This window comes from Gilvimarinus sp. 2_MG-2023 (assembly GCF_030547685.1).
GTDB lineage: Bacteria > Pseudomonadota > Gammaproteobacteria > Pseudomonadales > Cellvibrionaceae > Gilvimarinus.
This window is the reverse complement of record NZ_JAUOQM010000048.1, coordinates 562,807-579,624: the sequence shown is the minus strand read 5'-3', so window position 1 is coordinate 579,624 and position 16,818 is coordinate 562,807. Positions and strand designations below refer to the sequence as shown.

Here is a 16,818-nt window from a genome sequence, read left to right as displayed (position 1 = left end):
TCCAGCGTCCAGCGTCCCGCATCCTACCCATATCCCACATTTGTCCTTTACGCTACAATAGCGCGCTTTTAGACGCTGACAGTTATGCCGCTTCAGCGCTGACTTTACTCCCGAACCGACACAAGAGACTCGTATGACCGTTCGCACCCGTATTGCACCGTCGCCCACCGGCGATCCCCATGTAGGCACGGCCTATATCGCTTTGTTTAATATGTGCTTTGCCCGTCAGCACGGCGGCCAGTTTTTATTGCGTATTGAAGACACCGACCAAACCCGCAGTACTGCCGAGTCTGAGCAGGCTATTTTCGACAGCCTGCGCTGGTTGGGGCTGGAGTGGGACGAGGGCCCAGATGTCGGCGGTGACCACGGCCCCTACCGCCAGAGCGAGCGGATGGACATTTACAAACAATACGCCGATGAGTTAATCGAGAAAGGCCATGCCTTTTACTGCTTTGCCTCCAGTGACGAGCTGGACGAAATGCGGCGCGAACAGCAAGCGCGCGGCGAAACCCCCAAATACGACGGCCGGGGTTTAAAGCTGTCTGAGGCGGAAGTACAGGCCAAGCTCGCCGCCGGCGAGCCCTATGTGGTGCGTATGAAGTTGCCCGAAGAGGGCGTCTGTGTGGTGGATGATATGCTGCGCGGCACCATCGAAATCGACTGGGCGCAAGTGGATATGCAAGTGCTGCTCAAGGCCGACGGCATGCCGACCTATCATCTGGCCAATGTGGTGGATGATCACTTGATGGGTATTACCCACGTGATTCGCGGCGAGGAGTGGATTAACTCCGCCCCTAAACATTTAAAACTCTACGAATACTTTGGTTGGCAGGCTCCCGTACTGTGCCACCTGCCACTGCTGCGCAACCCGGATAAATCCAAACTCAGCAAGCGCAAAAATCCCACCAGTATTCAGTATTACCAAAAGGCCGGTTTCCTGCCAGAGGCGGTGATTAATTACCTGGGCCGCATGGGCTGGTCCATGCCCGATGAGAGCGAGAAATTCTCACTGGCGCAAATGCAGGAGCACTTCGACATCAATCGCGTCAGCCTGGGCGGGCCGATTTTCGATGTGGAAAAACTCAGCTGGCTCAACGGCCTGTGGATTCGCGAAGACTTAAGCACCGAAGCGCTGGCGGATCGCTTAGGCGAGTGGGCACTCAACCGCGACAATCTGTTAAAGGTGCTGCCTCACGCCCAGTCGCGCATGGAAACCCTGGGAGACTTTATCCCGCTGGTCGCATTTTTGGCCGCCGGCCAACTGCCGCTCAGCGAAGCTCATTTTGCCAGCAATAAGCTCGAGCTGGACGAGCAAAAACAACTGCTGCAATTTGCCCTCTGGCGGCTGGAAGCTCTGCGCCACTGGGAGCGCGATGCCATCTTTGAAACCCTAAAAGAGCTGGCCGGGCACATGGGTATCAAACTTAAAGACTTTCTGGCGCCCATCTTCGTCGCCATTGCCGGCACCACCGCCTCTTTCTCGGTGATGGACTCCATGACCCTACTGGGCCCGGATATGAGCCGCGCGCGTTTGCGGCAGGCGATTAATATTTTGGGGGAGCCGGGTAAAAAGCAGCTTAAGAAGCTGGAGAAAGCGTATCAGGCTTTGGGGAGTAATCCTGCGGGTTAATTGTTTTGTGGGCACATGGATGTGCCTGATTTTCCTTTTGGGTGCTGTGTTCTGGTTGGCCCCCAATTGTCTCATTTTTGTTCTTTAACAGATTTTTCGTAATTCTCGCCCTCTGTCGCCGGGCGATGGCGAGCCCCTTTTTCCTATGCGGCAAAAAGGGACGAAAAAGCGCACCCGCGCAGCTCAGCCCTACGGGTTCCCGAATGCACACAGATTTTACGGGTCGGAAAAAATCACCTCCCGGTGTTTTTCCTGAATTGCACGTCCTTGTGCAATTCACCCGCAAAATCAGCGTCCCTTCGGCTGGTTGCGATGGGGGTAATACTCCGTAGCTAGGGTTGTTGGTGGGCTAGAGAGTAGGTGGGCGGTTAGGGGATATCCCTAGAATGTTGAAAAAATCGACAAATTGCATAATCACCGTGCAAATGGGCTAACTCGTTGAAAATTATTGGCAAAAAGTATTGACAGGTCACCGCCTCAGGCCTATTATGCGCACCTCTTTTGGGGCCTTAGCTCAGCTGGGAGAGCGCAACACTGGCAGTGTTGAGGTCAGCGGTTCGATCCCGCTAGGCTCCACCAAACAAACAAAAAACCCCCGTACTCGCGAGAGTACGGGGGTTTTTTGTTTGTTCCGCTGAAAGTTCAGCGGGAGCGAGGTTTAGCCCCGGTTCACTAATTTGCCGGGAGCAAATTAGCACGACGGTGTCGCCCAGAGGGTGGCGCACAGGGAGGTGCGCCATGCATCCCGCGAATCGTCAAAGTCCCATATCCGCATTCGAAGTGCCCAATTGGACAGGGGGTTTTTTGTTTGTGGGTCTTGTGGGTGAGACCGCTGACGCCAGTGTGTTTGATGTGCATGGATGCACGAAGACCCAATACACTCGCTGCGCTCGCGGGGCCAGCTTTGTCGCGGGCGCAGGGACAAGGTGAATGCGCTGCAAGCGCAGAGAGAGCAGCCTGGGCTGAGCGCAGGAGCAGCCACCGCTATGCGTATCGTCAAAGTCCCACAATTACCTTCGAAGCTCGGCTTATTGTTTTCAGGTTTTGTTTTCAGTTCTGCAGTTTTATCTTTATAAATCAACATTTTCCCGTAATTCTCGCCCTCTATCGCCGGGCGATGGCGAGTTCCTTTTCTGCTTGTCCAGAAATGGAACCAAAAGAGGACACCCGGTGATCGGGCATTCGGCTTCCCTCCTTCCGGTCTGTTTTATTGGGCCGTATCTACACGCCCTCCATGGCGTGAAGATACTTGCGCGTGCATCCATGCTCGCTTACCCAATAGAACAGACCTCCACTCGGCTCGATCACATGGGTAGTGGCCGCTTCGTAGCTGAGATCTGGAGGGTTTTAGATGAGCTACTGAAATTTAAGTCCATATTAAGTCCAATTAGAACCGCTACGGGAATAGGGTCACGTCTGCTCAGAGTTATTTGCTGGGCTATTCATGGTATGTCATATATGGCATGCTTTCGGCTCTACCTTATTCAGGGGGTGCGACCATGCGTGCCGATAAACGCAAAAAGCTAGAGGCCGCCGGCTGGGCAGTTGGAGGCGCAAGCGATTTTCTCGGGTTAACGCCCGAAGAGTCAGCTTATATTGATATGAAAATATCACTCGGTAACGCCTTAAGAGAGCGTCGAAAAAGCCAGCAAATAAGTCAGGTCGCGCTGGCTAAGAGAGTAAAATCCAGCCAATCACGCATTGCCAAAATGGAGGCCGGCGATCCGAGCGTGTCGATTGACGCGTTGATTAAATCATTGCTGGCGTTGGGGGCTTCCTCAACCGAGCTGTCTAAGGCAATCTGTAGTGCAGGTTCGGAGGCGGCTTGAAGCACGAGATCCAGTAGGAGGGAAGACTATTGGTTGGGTGGGGTAAACTGCTCGAAATGGAGTAAACTGTCCCCGGAATTCCGGCTAGTTGCCGCTAGCTACGGGCTTCAATTTACCCGTCAACAGTCGCAAGGAACAGCGTTTCTATGAATATTCAACCATACAAGGCAAGGCAAAATCGCCCTGCGGGCTGGACGCGCTAACGCGCGCCTTTGCTTGCGGCGTTAGGCAATCACAGATCGGATTGAGATATATAATTTGGAGACTAATGTGAGTGACGAAAACATTGAATTTAAGGAAGATGAAGAGCAGCTAGAGTCTGATGAAGATATTGGCTCACTTGATCAAGTTTCTTTCTCATCTGCTGTGGTCAGCGGAAATGACTGGACAACGGAAACTCTTCTCAACCAGATCAATAAGGGAAACATCCTACTAAATCCTGACTTCCAGCGCAGAGATGCATGGGACAAAAAGAGGAAAAGCAAATTTATTGAGTCCTTGATACTAGGGTTGCCAATACCACAAGTTGTGCTGGCTGAGTCTAAAGAACGAAGAGGTTCATATATCGTTCTAGATGGAAAGCAGCGCTTACTGAGCATTCGCCAATTTTCTGCTGGTCCTGATGATAAAGTTTATGAACAGTTAAAATTAACTGGCTTAGAAATAAGAGTTGATTTGCAACGAAAAAATCTTCAAAACCTTAGGGGTGACCTTGACTTATTCGATGATTTATCTGCGTTTGAGAATCAACCTATCAGGACAGTGGTTATCAAAAATTGGCCTAATGAAGATTTTTTGTACCATGTATTTTTGAGGTTAAACACTGGGAGTGTACCTCTTTCACCCCAAGAATTAAGACAGGCCCTTCACCCTGGACCATTTGTTAGCTTTTTGGATCGATCCTCATCAAATAGTGATGCCCTACGGGAGATACTAAAGTTGAAAAAACCAGACTTTAGGATGAGGGATGCAGAGTTGTTACTCAGATTTTTTTCGTTTAAAAACTTTCTTTCTGAATATGGTGGCACATTAAAGAAATTTCTTGATGATACATGCAAGAACCTAAATGAAAACTGGGAAGAAAAAGAACAATTGATAGCTAGTCAGCTACAGTCTTTTGAAATCGCTCACAGGTTTATTAAATCCATATTTAACGGTAATCAGTACAGGAAATGGAATGGTTCATCCTATGAGTCCAGATTTAATAGAGCAGTTTTTGATGTTTTAATGTTGTCTTTTGTTGACGAAGAAATAAGAGACTTATCAGCAGGAAGGGAAGAGGAAATAGAGGCTGCATATATAAAACTCTGCGATGAAAACAAGGAATTCATGACATCTATTGAGTCAACCACTAAGAGTTTGTCAGCGACGCAAATAAGAATCTCTACTTGGTTCGAGGTGTTGAATGATCTTTTAGGAGCAAATTTACACGTTCCAAGGTTGATAGATAATCGCATTGTGTAAAAGGAGTCGGGATTATGCGTTTATCCAACCGATTTAAAGAGCTTAGGGGCAGGTTAAGAGAGCTTCGGCTCCACCTGTTGCCTGCGAACTTTTCTCCAACCGGCGATTATACCGATAGACAGCAAGATAGAGCTAGAGGCTATCGGTTGCTTGTTCATGCGGAAATTGAATCTTATTTAGAAGATGTATCGAGAGAAACTGTCACTCAAGCTATACGCGACTGGAAAACAAGTAACAAGCCATCTAACATCATCGTATCATTCTTAGCAGCATATCATTCTAGCTGGAGTGTAACGGAGGAAATTAAAAACGAAGAGCTCATTCAAATAGCTAAATCTAGAAAAAACGCTAAGGATTCGGTCGTAGAAGTAATAGATTTGGCCCAAAGGCAATTTACTAAAAAGCTCAAAGACAATCATGGAATCAAAGATAAAAACTTTAAGACACTTATTCTCCCCACTGGAATAGATATTGGCTCCCTTGATCAAACCTGGCTAACAAATATTGATAGTTTTGGCACAAAAAGAGGAGAAGTTGCACACAAGGCTAAACGAACCCAGGGAACTATAAATCCTAAGGATGAATTTGAATCGGTACAAGCGCTATTGAATGGACTTGAGGATTTGGATAAAAAAATTATGCAACTAAGAAGCGAAAATGCCTAATAAGCGACAGTGGTTCAACCCGTAGCTAAAAATATTTAATGCGCGGTAAATTCCGGCTCGGGACACAGGGTCGGGCCTTACATTTCACACCTCACTGGGAGAAGTCGGCCCAAGTGAGACCTATGGCGTATTCAATAGCAGGATACCCTTAATTTCCCATGTCTATGCACAAATATTATCAAGAGAGATGCTTGCGCTTCCTTGCGCACGCATTGTGTCTGAACGACATTACCTATTTATTTCTGGATGATATTATTCAAAGGTTTTTCGCAATTAGTTCTGCTTTCAGAAGGCCGCCCTTCGTGAAAAGCTTAGGAGAAAAATTGGGTTTCTTTTTGGCTTTGTAGGCATCGTATATTTTTTTTAGGCCATCTGCCGTTAACAAGGAAATATTTACCTCGGTATCCATTTCGGCAGATTCGATGAAATCTTCAGAAAAGCTAGGGGCCACGATCAACACTTGAGCCACCCGTGCTCCTTGATTCTCGCAGCGGTTAGCATACGCTTTTACTTGTCTAGAGGCGGTTGAGTACTTCGCAAAATCGCCGTTCTTGCAGGTTTTAGCTTCACCGATAATAACATCATCGTCACTTATTGATATTATGATGTCGGCTTTATCTTTTGCTGTATTAATTCTATTCCTCAGGTCTTCATCGACGGCGAGATCTAAGCCCTCAAATATCGTTCTAGTTGCCTCTTCAAATTTCAACCCAATTTCAGATTCGTTTATATCAATTCCAACTGATTTCAGGTTTGCTAAGTCTCTTCTCGCAAGAGCCTCGTAGTTTTCGATTAGTTTGTCGTTCGCATTTGAGAATGCTTCGAGAATGGCTAATCGAGGATTCCCTCTGTTAGAAAGCTCCAAGGAGTTTCGGACTTGCTTAACTTCATCGTTTGACAGTGTGTAAAGTATGTCATGGGGGGTAATGGATAAAGCCCTAAGTCTGTCAATGCTTATCTCTTCGTTGTCTTCTAGCTCAAACTCCTTTTTTAGCCGTCCGCTTAGGTTTTCACCGTTAGGGTAGATGTCTGAAAACCTTTTCTCTAACGCTAAATACATATCTTTATAGCTCGTTACGCTAATGGCGTTGAGTTCGGTTTCGATTGATTGATTTAAGCTGTTGAATATGACACGTACTCTATCGTCTAGCGTCACCCCTAGGCGGTCTGAGTCAATCGTGAGGTCATTCATTAGTTCCTTAAGACGATCTTTTCGCTTACTTACATTAATGTCTTTGTCAAATAAGTCAGTTGTAAGAACATCGCGTATGCTGGTCGAGCAATGCATAATGGTTCTTATTTTCTCCGACCGGTCTACACCTCTTATTTTTTGTCCGTAGTTCTTTAGTATGTTCGATAATTCGGCATCGGATAAGGTTCTGAGTATCCTTAAAACATGTTTGTCCGCTAGTTCCTTTCCTTGTGCATCATTTAGAATTCTGACAACCTCATCCGGAACTAACACTTCAGAGCTTTTTTTATTGATGAAGATTACTCCAATTTCTCGTAAGTATTGTAAGCATTCATCAACAGTCTCTTTTCCTGCTTTTACCGGATTCGAAAGATGTTCGATTGCTGAGGCTTCGTCGTGAGAGATCTTAAGATGATAAGCGAGCTTGTTTAGAACGCTTCGCTCATCATCGGAAATGTTTGCTTGTCGATTGATCCGCAAGTCATTGTTGTACGCAACTTCTAAGCAGTCTTTGAAAATTTTCAACCTATGGGGTCTGTCAAACCCTTCGGTTGAGGAATCCTTGATATCTGCAATAATTTGTTGTGAGGTTTTTTCTAGAAGCTCACACTCTCGAGAATAAAGTTGCTCAATCCAAGAGATACGTGCGACACAGTTCCCGTCGCGAGTCAGTATGTTCACTAGTAGCGCCACGGAGGCTCCAGAAAGAGAAAGTTGTTCTTTAACTGACTGCTGATACTCATTGGCTATAGCTTGAAATAACTGGGTTACTTCGCGGCCAGAGGCTTCCTTAATCTGTCGGTTTATTTTCTCAAGTGTCTTGGTAACGTCCTCGTTTCCTGACTCGGCAATGGCGCAAAGTTTATCCAAGTTGTTGATAAATTTAGATTTTTCAATTTGGTTGAGTGAAGAAAGTACTTGTTGAAGCTTCATTTTGATCCCTCAAATATATTGTTTTAATGAATAATCGCTCAGAGATAGTCAAAAAACTTGTTTTGAATTACTGGTTTTTTATTTACTTTCTAAGCATTAGAGTTTTATTGAGCACTTTTATTTATGCGATTTCGCTAGATTGTGGCGCAATATGTAGGTTTTGCCAATGGTACCGGAGAAAATTTTCTATTTCGGTACGCGAGATATGGATCAGTAGGGCCGGGATCAATGTACCGGAAGGGGGGCAGCTCTTGAATTGTGAATCCCGGAGACCTCGTCACCCCCGTTACTCGTTACCCGTCAACCGGGGGGCAGTTAATTTTTTAGGCTGCGCTGTTCCCAGTCTCGGTTCGAATAAAAAATGACCACGAACAAAACCAACTCAACCCAGACACACTCACGGCAAGCTTAACCCTTTAAACCACAGCCTTTACCTTGACAAAACCTCCGCAAAAAGCGGAACCTAACAAATCACTCATATCTTGGTGCTAGCCTCCGTGAACAACAGCGATCTACTCTCTACCTTTATTTTTTCGGTGTCGGTAAGTACACCGATTTTCCTGATGATTGCTCTGGGCGCGGTATTGCGTCGTGTGGGCCTGATAGATGAAGCGTTTATCAACACCGCTTCACGTTTGGTTTTTTCCGTCGGGCTACCCGTGCTTTTGTTTTTCAGTAACGCTACCGCGGATTTTGGCTCGGCTACCGATGCTCGCATTATGATCGCCGTTGTTACCGGTGCTCTACTCGTTTTTGTATTGAGCTTTGCCACGGCCGGCTGGTTTGTGCGAGATAAAAAAGACCGGGGGGTTCTTACCCAGGCGGCCTTTCGCGGCAACTTGATTATTATCGGCCTGGCGTACTGTGCGAATGCTTACGGAGAAAAAGGCATCGCTATGGCGGCTCTGCCCTTGGCCGTCACCATCGTTCTGTACAATGTTTTATCCGTAGTCGCTCTCAACCGGGACCTAGACGGCGAGCGCGGTTTTCGCGGCGTATTTGTGGCCATTGCGCGCAACCCTTTGATTATCGGCATTGTCGCTGGGCTTATTTACGGCGCTTGGGGCCCGTCTATTGCCGAGCCGGTTCGGCGCGCGGGGGGCTATCTGGGAGACATGTCTTTGCCGCTGGCGCTGTTGTGCGTCGGCGGATCGCTTAATATGAAATCGCTGGGCCAAATGGGCGACGGCGTTCTGGCCGCTAGCTGCTGGAAGCTGTTGATCTCGCCAGTCATAGCGGTGGCGCTGGCGCTACTATTGGGGCTTAAGGGCGATGCGGTTGCGGTGGTCTTTTTATTGGCGGCTGCCCCCACCGCTACAGCAAGCTTTGTGATGGTTCGCGGCATGGGCGGCAATGCCGCTTTAGCGGCGACCATGATTGTGCAAACAACGCTGTTCGGCTTGGTGAGCCTTACCGTCGGGCTGTGGCTTGTCGAGGCGTTTGCCCCGACGCTTTAGGTGATTACTTTGTGCATGGCGGCGAGTTCCGGGGGCTGTTTAGGGCGTTGTGCGGATGCCGAAATTAGGTCTTGAAATGTGAGTCACATTTACAGTTATAACGTCGTATTAACGGCCAAACCTTGACGCTTTCTGTTTGCCAGAGTGCTGCCCCATGCCCTGTATCGGTTTGGTGATAGGGAATATAGGGCAAAGTATTTTGAGGCCATATTCTAATGTATGTACTCATGCGGCCAAAATTCTTTGCCCTTCGGTGAAACCAATTTTAACGTTCTTAATATTTTACCGAGTTAATTTTCCGTGCCGAACCGCGGCTAGCCCCGTTAAAATTAAGGTAAAAATCAGTAGTGCGAGCCCTGGGATACCAATAGCTGGAAGCGCGTGGACGTTACCGCTGGTATTAGTACCTAAAGCGCTAACGATTAAATTCACCTGACCGGCAGTACTTGTGTCTATGCTGCCGGAAAAACCATTGGGTTGGCTGCCAATTGTGAGGCCGTTATCGCTCAGTGAGCCTGTGTAGTTGATTAATCGGTACGTACCGAGACCATAGTTGCCTAAATCGGTGATGTTGAGTGTACCATCCAGAGTTAGGTTGCCGTTCACTTCCACCAAATCGTTGACACTGCTGCCGATGGTGCCTGAGGTGTCCAACTCAAACTCCAGCACAGATGTGCTTGTCAGATCGAGGTCACCGTTAACGGTGAGCGTTTCCGGTGAGTTGCCGGGAGCAAGTGTGCCGTTCATTTGCGCAGACCCCAAGCTGCCGCCACCGGCAAGGCGCGCTGTAGCGCTAATTTGAATGTTTGAGGTTGTACTGCCATTAACCGTAAGTTGGCCGCTTTGAATATCGATTAAGCCGGTGTGTGTGCTGCTTCCCGTTAAAAACAATGTATGACCGCCAGACTTGGTCAGTGTACCTGCTCCGGTTAGAGCGCCGGCTATTGTGATGTCGGCAGTATTACTCAGGGTGAGGTTGCCACTGTTCAGGTTAATGGCATTGCTGAAGGTGTTGGTGGTGGTGCCGGTCAGGGTCCAGCTGGAGCCGTTCATGGTAAGCACTTCCCAACCTGACTCCAGTGTGTCGAGTGTATAGCTACCATTGTTGGTCAGAGTAACCGTATCCGTTCCGCTGCCGCCTAAAAATCGGGTTGTACTTGATGGGGCAAAATTCAATTCCAGCTGATCGTCACCATCTTCGAAGCGAAAGCCGCTTACATTATTCATGGTCCCGCCATTAAATGTAACGGTATCGGTCCCGCCTCTTAAAGTGACACTTCCCCCACCTGAGGCCAGCGTGCTACCGGGTTCTAATGTGAGCGAGTCATTTCCGCCCTGGCCGAGAAGCAGTATATTACTATGTGTACTTATGGCTGAACCGGTTAGGTTGATGCTCCAGCTTGGGGCGCCGGCCACGTTTGCAGCGATTACTCTATAGTCGCCTCCCGATAACTCTCCGGCAATATTGAAGTTTGTATGCCCGGCTTCGAGTGTAAACAATCCGCCAGAATTCGAGTTGATCATTTTAGCGCCGGAAGCGATATTTACGGTGTAATCTGGTGCCGCTATGCTTATAAAAGGCAAGGTGAAGGAGTTGATTGCAATATCGGTTGTAGCGTCCACAGTGATTGTGGGGTTGGGGTCAGTACCCCCGTCAATCAAGTAATGGTCGCTAGGGCCGCTGGTGCCACTAATGGTCCAGTTGCCGCTGCCTGCCGGGTTTTCGATAGCATCGGCAAATGTGTAACCACTGGCGAGTGTTGTTATTAGTGCGATGATTAATAGGTGCCGCTGAGCCATGCCCGTTCCCTTTATACTGTCAAGAAACGATATTTTGCAAGTGCTCTTGTGGGTTGACCACCCTCTAATTAGAGGGGAGAAATATGTCCTCAAATATGTCCTCAAATATGTTAGAGAATATGCCAGTGTCAGTTTTTAAGGTGTAAGCAGGCTGAGCTCAGTCAAAATTGCGATTTTCTGTAGGAGGACTACAAGTGAAGGCTAAGATGGTTGTTGCGAGCGTAGCCGCGCTATGTATTTGTGGTCTCGGTTGGTATTTTCTTAATTATCAACTCTCATTGGGGAATCCCAATAAGTATCGGGCACATGATTCTAGATTGCCAAGCTCTATGCCTAGCCGTAGAGTTGATAGTGCCAGTCACAGTGTGGAAAAGGTGAGACTCAATCCGCCTGAGCAGGATAGTGATATTTTTGAAGATAACATGAGTTATGACTCGCAGTGGTGCAACAGCATACAACTGACAGAGGAGGCCAATAAAAAAGCTAAAGAAGACCACGATAGTTGGTTAAAAGACCACGGTTATATCATGGAAAATAAAAATGCATATTCATCATATAGCCAAGACACATTAGAACAATTAATGAATCAAGGTGACACCACCGCAATGGCAGTGCTTGCTACAAGTGGTGCAGACGATATTAAGCTACAAGCTGCGTATGAATCCGCTGTTTATGGCTCAACCGGGCCTTCTTTGCTTCCTATAATGCTAGCTTATGAAGCCAAGGCAAGAGCTTTTAAAGAATCTGGGCAGCTGGATAAAGCAAAAGAGATGTATTTGCGCTCGCTTGCCTGGCACCAGTTCACCGCGTTGAGAGGTGATTACATGCATATTGAAGGAACGGTCTACCGCCTCAGAAAGGGCAGGGCAGTCACTGATGTTGATGCCAGTGATTATGATGAGATAGAACGGATTGCAGCAAATATTTATAAAAAACTCAATGATGAGCGAGTGAAAAGACGGCTGAAGCCTTTCAACGATTCTGCACCCAAGGTTGTTGAAAACCTAAACAATCTGGCATTAGCATCAATGGCGGCCAAGGGTTGGGATGGGTGGGGGTCCCATCTTGTCAGTCACAATGAGTGTATTAAGAAAAATGTCATGTATCTATCTTCCAGGTCTGAGTAGATTTTTCTCTCAGTAAGAAAGTTCCTTACGATCCCTAAGCTCGTCATGTGTGTAGTGGTCTAATAAAACCGGACGCCAACCTTGGGGGTTTAGGGATGAGTCTTGAATTGTTTGCTGCTCGTGAAGGGCATAACCTCTCAAAAATTATTTCAGGCAAGATTGGAAACTCAATTGTCGCGGTTTAAAAATACCGTGATCTTTTACCCGCCCCCAATTTTTCTGATGGAAAATTTTTGGGATCCCCAACTCTTACCCCCGATTTTACTCGCTATCTGAGAGAATGGCGGAGCTTGTAGAGATCTGTGAAGGATATATTTTCAGTGTTTGTTGGCTTGCAGGGCTTCAATTTCTGCGCGAATTTGCTCGGCCTCCTCAGTTAGCAGGGAGTAGGTTTTAATGTCGCCACTGCGTTGGGCGTACATGGCTTTTTCTAAGATTGCCTCATATTTTTTTTGCAGTTTTTGCGCGGGGTCTTTGCGAAAGAGTGACAGCATATTGAGTCCTAATGTGTGTTCAGGGTATTGGCGCTTGTTTGGTATACGTGCAATAGGCAGGTTCGGTTTACTACTTGGCTTTGGATAAGTGGGCTCAGGATAAGTGGGGCCGAAGGCTTATGGCGTATTTAATAGTAGGGGTACAGTTGCTTTTTGTCAGTAACGTTACCGCGAATTTCGGTTCTGCCACCGATGGGCATATTATGATCGCCGTTGTTACCGGTACTTTGCTCGTTTTTATATTGAGCTTTGCCACGGCTAGCTGGTTTGTGCGAGATAAAAAGACCGAGGGGTTCTTGTCCAAGGAGCCTTTCGCCTCTAACCCCACTTTTGTTTGGCCGCCAAAGCTGCGTATTTCTAAGGTTTTGACGTTAGGCGTGCTTATAAGGCGTTAAGGCAGGCCTGGGCTGTTTTGGCCCGATCCGACATTAACCACCAATAAGCGCATAAAGTATCAAATAATGGGTTTTGCATCTTATAATGATACTTCTCGGCGTCACATTTTTGCTGTAATCGCGTACTATCTCATCTATACCACTTACCAACATAAAGGATGTATCTATGAGACGTTTTGGTTTATTGACGGTATTGGCCTGTATGGCTGCGAGTACCCACGCACTAGAGCTTCACAGTGATGATATGCAAGAGGGGCATATGCTGAATAAGGCTCAGGAGTTTAATGGTTTTGGCTGCTCGGGCGATAATATATCGCCGCACCTTAAGTGGACGAACCTGCCAGAGGGCACCAAGAGTGTTGCTGTTACCGCTTATGATCCGGATGCCCCAACGGGAAGTGGCTGGTGGCATTGGTTAGTAGTGAATTTACCGGTGGATACCGCAAGCTTGCCCGCCGGTATTTCCGGCAAATTGAAAAAAGGGCTGGAGGTGGAAACCGATTACGGCACCCCTGGCTTTGGCGGTGCTTGCCCGCCGGTTGACCACGGAATGCACCGTTATCAGTTTACGGTTTGGGCGCTGAACACGTCTGCGTTGGATGTCAGTGCTGAAACGCCGGCGGCGGTTGTAGGGTATAAGCTCAATAGCGCGGTAATCGCCAAAGATACCCTGACGGCTACCTACGCTCGCTAAGCCTGTGGCTCACCAGAACGCGGTGTACATCACTCGCTACCAGGGGCAGCGGCAACAACTTCTGCGCAATGTCTATATACCCGCGCCGACACTGGTGCGGGTGCTGCGTGGCAGTAAATCGCTTGTGTGGCGCGGTGAGCGGGTAGAGGTGACCCCTGGACGCTGGTTGGCATTATCGGCAGGCCAATCGCTGACGTTTGTTAATCAACCAGGTGATCGGGGATTTGAGTCGGTGACTCTGTCTTTTTTAGCGCAACCGCCGGGGGAGTGGCTGACCGAGGCTGTGCCCGCCGTGGAGGCGCCGTGTCTGGGCGCCAACACGGCGTTGGCATTTTGTTTTGACGCTCTGGTTAATGGTGTGTCGCACCGAGTGGATGAGACCGCCCAACAGCATTTAGCACTGGCTTTGTTTGCCCAGTTGCGCCAGGCCAACAAGCTAACCTTGTTGTTTCCCGGTGAGGAGCTTACCTGGCGTGATCGTGTTGCCCGTTTTTTGATGGCAGATCCCGGAGCCGCACATTCACTGGAGGCCGTCGCGCAAGCGCTGGGAGTTAGCCGCGCAACATTACACCGGCGGTTAAAACAAGAAAATAGCTCGTTCAGACAGGTTCTAGCGGATATTCGTATGGGATATAGTCTGACTGTACTGCAAAAAGGGTATACGGTTACCGAAGCGGCAATAGCGTGTGGGTATGAGTCGCGCACCCGGTTTGCCCAGCGCTTTAAGCAAACTTTGGGGGTATCGCCTGGGCAGTATTGTCGGACCTTAATCAAGCCCGCAGAGGTCAGTATTCTGCGTCCAGAGACTATAGAACTCTGCTAACAGGTTGTTCCTTTTTTTACTCAGCAGCGCTGCCAGCGGTTGCTACTTTCACATTTCACTAGGCTGCGCAGTTTTTTACCGTTTTTATGACACGGGAATTATGCGCGATAAAGGCTCAGCTGCTCTTTTAGCCGTTCGGCTAGGTTCATTAGGGCATCACCGGCGCGCCGGGTAGCTTCGGTTTGCTCCGAGCTTTGCAGCGCTAATTGCTTAACGTTTTCGACGTTTTGATTGATCTCATCGGATACATGGCTTTGTTCTTCTGACGCGCTGGCTATTTCTGTGTTAAGCGCTGAAATATTTCTGACAGACTTCATTGACTCGCCAATAGCTTGGCCAGACTCTGTCGCTTTTTCTGCTAAGTGAGTGGTAATGTTTCGATTTTCAGCCATTGTTCGGGTGGCCTCTTGCGCTCCCGATTGCAGCTTCTCTATTTGTTCACGTATATCTCCAATGGAGTTTTGTGTTCGGGTGGCCAGAAGCCTAACTTCGTCGGAGACAACGGCAAAGCCGCGACCATGCTCACCAGCTCTTGCGGCTTCTATGGCGGCGTTTAGGGCGAGTAAATTTGTTTGCTCAGCGATGCTGTTAATGACATCAAGCACCCCAGCAATATTCAAACTGTGCTCGCCTAGTTGGTTGATCGTGTCGGCACATTGCTGCGTGCTCTGGGTCAGTTGCTGAACAATCTCGATGGTATGATGTAAAGAGTCTTGTCCGCTATTGGCTTGTAAGCTGGCAGTTTTGGCTAATTGGTCTGCATCGCTGGTACTTTTGGCAATGTTTTGAGCTGCCAAGCTCATTTGCAGCATGGCTTCGCCAACACTGTCTATGCCTTGATATTGTTGTTCTACGGAGGCTTTTGAGTCTTTGGCTATTTGGGTAAGAGAATCGGCGGAGTCGAGCAGTTGGCCGGAAGAGTCGGTGATTGCCCGGATGGTATTTTGAAATTTTTCCATTAGCTGATCAAATTCGTTGGCAACAACACCAAATTCGTCCTTGCCTGCGCTGTCGAGCCGGACCGTGAGGTCACCATTGCCCTCGGTAATGCTTTTGATGGCATTAATTAAATGTTGCATGGGGCGGGTGACAAATACTTTGAGTAGCGCGAGCACTAAGCCAATGACCAGCAAGCCAGACAGTGCGACAGCTGCTGCGACTTTGGCTGAAACATTTCGGGCAACACTTGCGACTTCATTTTTGGAGTAAGCGGTGACAATGGTGTAACCCCATGGTGTAAATTCAGTCTGTTTTAGATTCCAGGCGTTAGGGGCGGCGAGTATGGATTCAATATCGCTTTTGCTGTGATTGTCGGAGTGGAACCGAAGTCGACCTTTGTTATCTAAAATGGCGACAAATCCTTGTTCTAATATACGAGCGCTCGCCACTTGCTGGTTTAGGGAGCTTAAGTCTGCCGAATAGCCTACGTACCATATGCCGATGGTGTCACCTGACAGGTTGTGCATGGGGGCATAGCCTGTCAGGTAGGGAGAGCCTAGGATATCGACCTGGCCATAAAAGGCCGAACCGTTTTCGATAGATTTAAACGCCGCACCCTCGGGGTTCAGGATTGTCCCTGTGGCTCGTTTGCCTTGTTTTTTTACGTTGGTAGAGACTCGAATATAATCGCGCCCATCGTAAGCGAAGAGAGTGGCGGTTCCCCCCATATCGGAGGTAAGGTCGTCCACCAACCGGTAGTTGTTACTTTGTTCATCATCCCCCAAATACAGCTCAGGCGCCTTACGGTCTGCCACCTCAGTGATTGCGCCCAGACTGGGAGTGCCTAGAGATTTTCCTCGTTTCACCAGTACATTCATGCTGCTTTGCACCCGCTCAGACATGATTGTGTTGGTAATTGTCAGCATGTTTAAAGCTTGTGCGCTTTTTTCAGCGGCGGCTCGCGTGGCTGCGCTGTTGGCTAAGCTAGTTTCGATTGATACGATCCAAACGGCGGCTAGGGTGATCAGAGCAAAGACAAGGACGATCAGTCCGAGTGTGAATTTTCGGTTAATGGACATAGTATTTCCATCTGATAAGGTCGCAATTAGGGGGGCACCCTGAGGTTAGCATGTTATCGACTATGTTTTGAATAACTTAAATGTGAAGTTAGGGCTAGCAGCGGTGTAGGACGTGGTGTTTTTGGCACTTACGAGGTCTAGCGTTTGAAAGATGCAGCCAAGTTTTTGTAAGGCTTGCCGGCTTGCACGTAAACCGGTCACAAAGGGCAAGCCTTAAATTATGAATTCCTGGCATGACTTTCGTCGCATCAAACCTGAGTAAGTAACGAATCGCAGTAGATTAATTTTACGAAGATA

Annotated in this window: 13 protein-coding genes and 1 tRNA gene; 10 read left to right on the top strand and 4 right to left on the bottom strand. The window is 48.1% G+C overall.

What is annotated here, in order from left to right; translation table 11 throughout:
* Nucleotides 1–133 precede the first annotated feature (133 nt).
* From gltX to Q4526_RS14345, 5 genes are all read left to right on the top strand, one after another.
* Complete coding sequence (gene gltX / locus Q4526_RS14365) at nt 134–1,630, top strand: glutamate--tRNA ligase (protein ID WP_215977765.1); 1,497 nt, start codon at nt 134–136, stop codon at nt 1,628–1,630.
* Between the two features lie 503 nt (nt 1,631–2,133).
* Nucleotides 2,134–2,209, top strand: a tRNA-Ala gene (locus Q4526_RS14360).
* A 920-nt stretch (nt 2,210–3,129) separates the two neighbouring features.
* Nucleotides 3,130–3,459: a helix-turn-helix transcriptional regulator gene (locus tag Q4526_RS14355; RefSeq protein WP_215977764.1), complete on the top strand. Its 330-nt coding sequence runs from the start codon at nt 3,130–3,132 to the stop codon at nt 3,457–3,459.
* A 270-nt stretch (nt 3,460–3,729) separates the two neighbouring features.
* Entirely contained in the window at nt 3,730–4,923 is a 1,194-nt protein-coding gene (locus tag Q4526_RS14350; RefSeq protein ID WP_215977763.1) for a DUF262 domain-containing protein, read from the top strand.
* 14 nt (nt 4,924–4,937) lie between these two features.
* Nucleotides 4,938–5,588 (top strand): HEPN domain-containing protein, encoded by a 651-nt coding sequence (locus tag Q4526_RS14345; protein ID WP_215977762.1) that lies wholly within the window; start codon nt 4,938–4,940, stop codon nt 5,586–5,588.
* A gap of 256 nt (nt 5,589–5,844) precedes the next feature.
* Here the strand turns inward: Q4526_RS14345 and Q4526_RS14340 are convergent, their stop codons facing one another.
* On the bottom strand, nt 5,845–7,713 hold the full coding sequence (locus Q4526_RS14340; protein WP_215977761.1) for a hypothetical protein: 1,869 nt from the start codon (nt 7,711–7,713) through the stop codon (nt 5,845–5,847).
* 497 nt (nt 7,714–8,210) lie between these two features.
* Here Q4526_RS14340 and Q4526_RS14335 point away from each other — a divergent pair, with 497 nt between their 5' ends.
* Nucleotides 8,211–9,170 (top strand): AEC family transporter, encoded by a 960-nt coding sequence (locus tag Q4526_RS14335; protein ID WP_215977760.1) that lies wholly within the window; start codon nt 8,211–8,213, stop codon nt 9,168–9,170.
* A gap of 282 nt (nt 9,171–9,452) precedes the next feature.
* Here the strand turns inward: Q4526_RS14335 and Q4526_RS14330 are convergent, their stop codons facing one another.
* Nucleotides 9,453–10,970, bottom strand: a complete 1,518-nt coding sequence (locus Q4526_RS14330) for a hypothetical protein (protein ID WP_215977759.1) — start codon at nt 10,968–10,970, stop codon at nt 9,453–9,455.
* A gap of 194 nt (nt 10,971–11,164) precedes the next feature.
* On the opposite strand from Q4526_RS14330, the gene Q4526_RS14325 reads away from it, so the two are divergent.
* The gene (locus tag Q4526_RS14325) at nt 11,165–12,097 is read left to right on the top strand and encodes a hypothetical protein (protein ID WP_215977758.1); all 933 of its coding nucleotides are present in this window, start codon (nt 11,165–11,167) and stop codon (nt 12,095–12,097) included.
* Between the two features lie 317 nt (nt 12,098–12,414).
* On the opposite strand, the gene Q4526_RS14320 is transcribed toward Q4526_RS14325, so the two are convergent.
* Entirely contained in the window at nt 12,415–12,591 is a 177-nt protein-coding gene (locus Q4526_RS14320; protein WP_215977757.1) for a DUF6435 family protein, read from the bottom strand.
* 119 nt (nt 12,592–12,710) lie between these two features.
* On the opposite strand from Q4526_RS14320, the gene Q4526_RS14315 reads away from it, so the two are divergent.
* The 3 genes from Q4526_RS14315 to Q4526_RS14305 all read left to right on the top strand — a co-directional run bounded on the left by Q4526_RS14315 (nt 12,711) and on the right by Q4526_RS14305 (nt 14,503).
* Nucleotides 12,711–12,986 (top strand): hypothetical protein, encoded by a 276-nt coding sequence (locus Q4526_RS14315; RefSeq protein ID WP_215977756.1) that lies wholly within the window; start codon nt 12,711–12,713, stop codon nt 12,984–12,986.
* 166 nt (nt 12,987–13,152) lie between these two features.
* Complete coding sequence (locus tag Q4526_RS14310) at nt 13,153–13,680, top strand: YbhB/YbcL family Raf kinase inhibitor-like protein (RefSeq protein ID WP_215977755.1); 528 nt, start codon at nt 13,153–13,155, stop codon at nt 13,678–13,680.
* 4 nt (nt 13,681–13,684) lie between these two features.
* Nucleotides 13,685–14,503 (top strand): AraC family transcriptional regulator, encoded by an 819-nt coding sequence (locus tag Q4526_RS14305; RefSeq protein ID WP_215977754.1) that lies wholly within the window; start codon nt 13,685–13,687, stop codon nt 14,501–14,503.
* 98 nt (nt 14,504–14,601) lie between these two features.
* Here Q4526_RS14305 and Q4526_RS14300 read toward each other — a convergent pair whose 3' ends face one another.
* Complete coding sequence (locus tag Q4526_RS14300; protein ID WP_215977753.1) at nt 14,602–16,521, bottom strand: methyl-accepting chemotaxis protein; 1,920 nt, start codon at nt 16,519–16,521, stop codon at nt 14,602–14,604.
* Nucleotides 16,522–16,818: the final 297 nt, after the last annotated feature.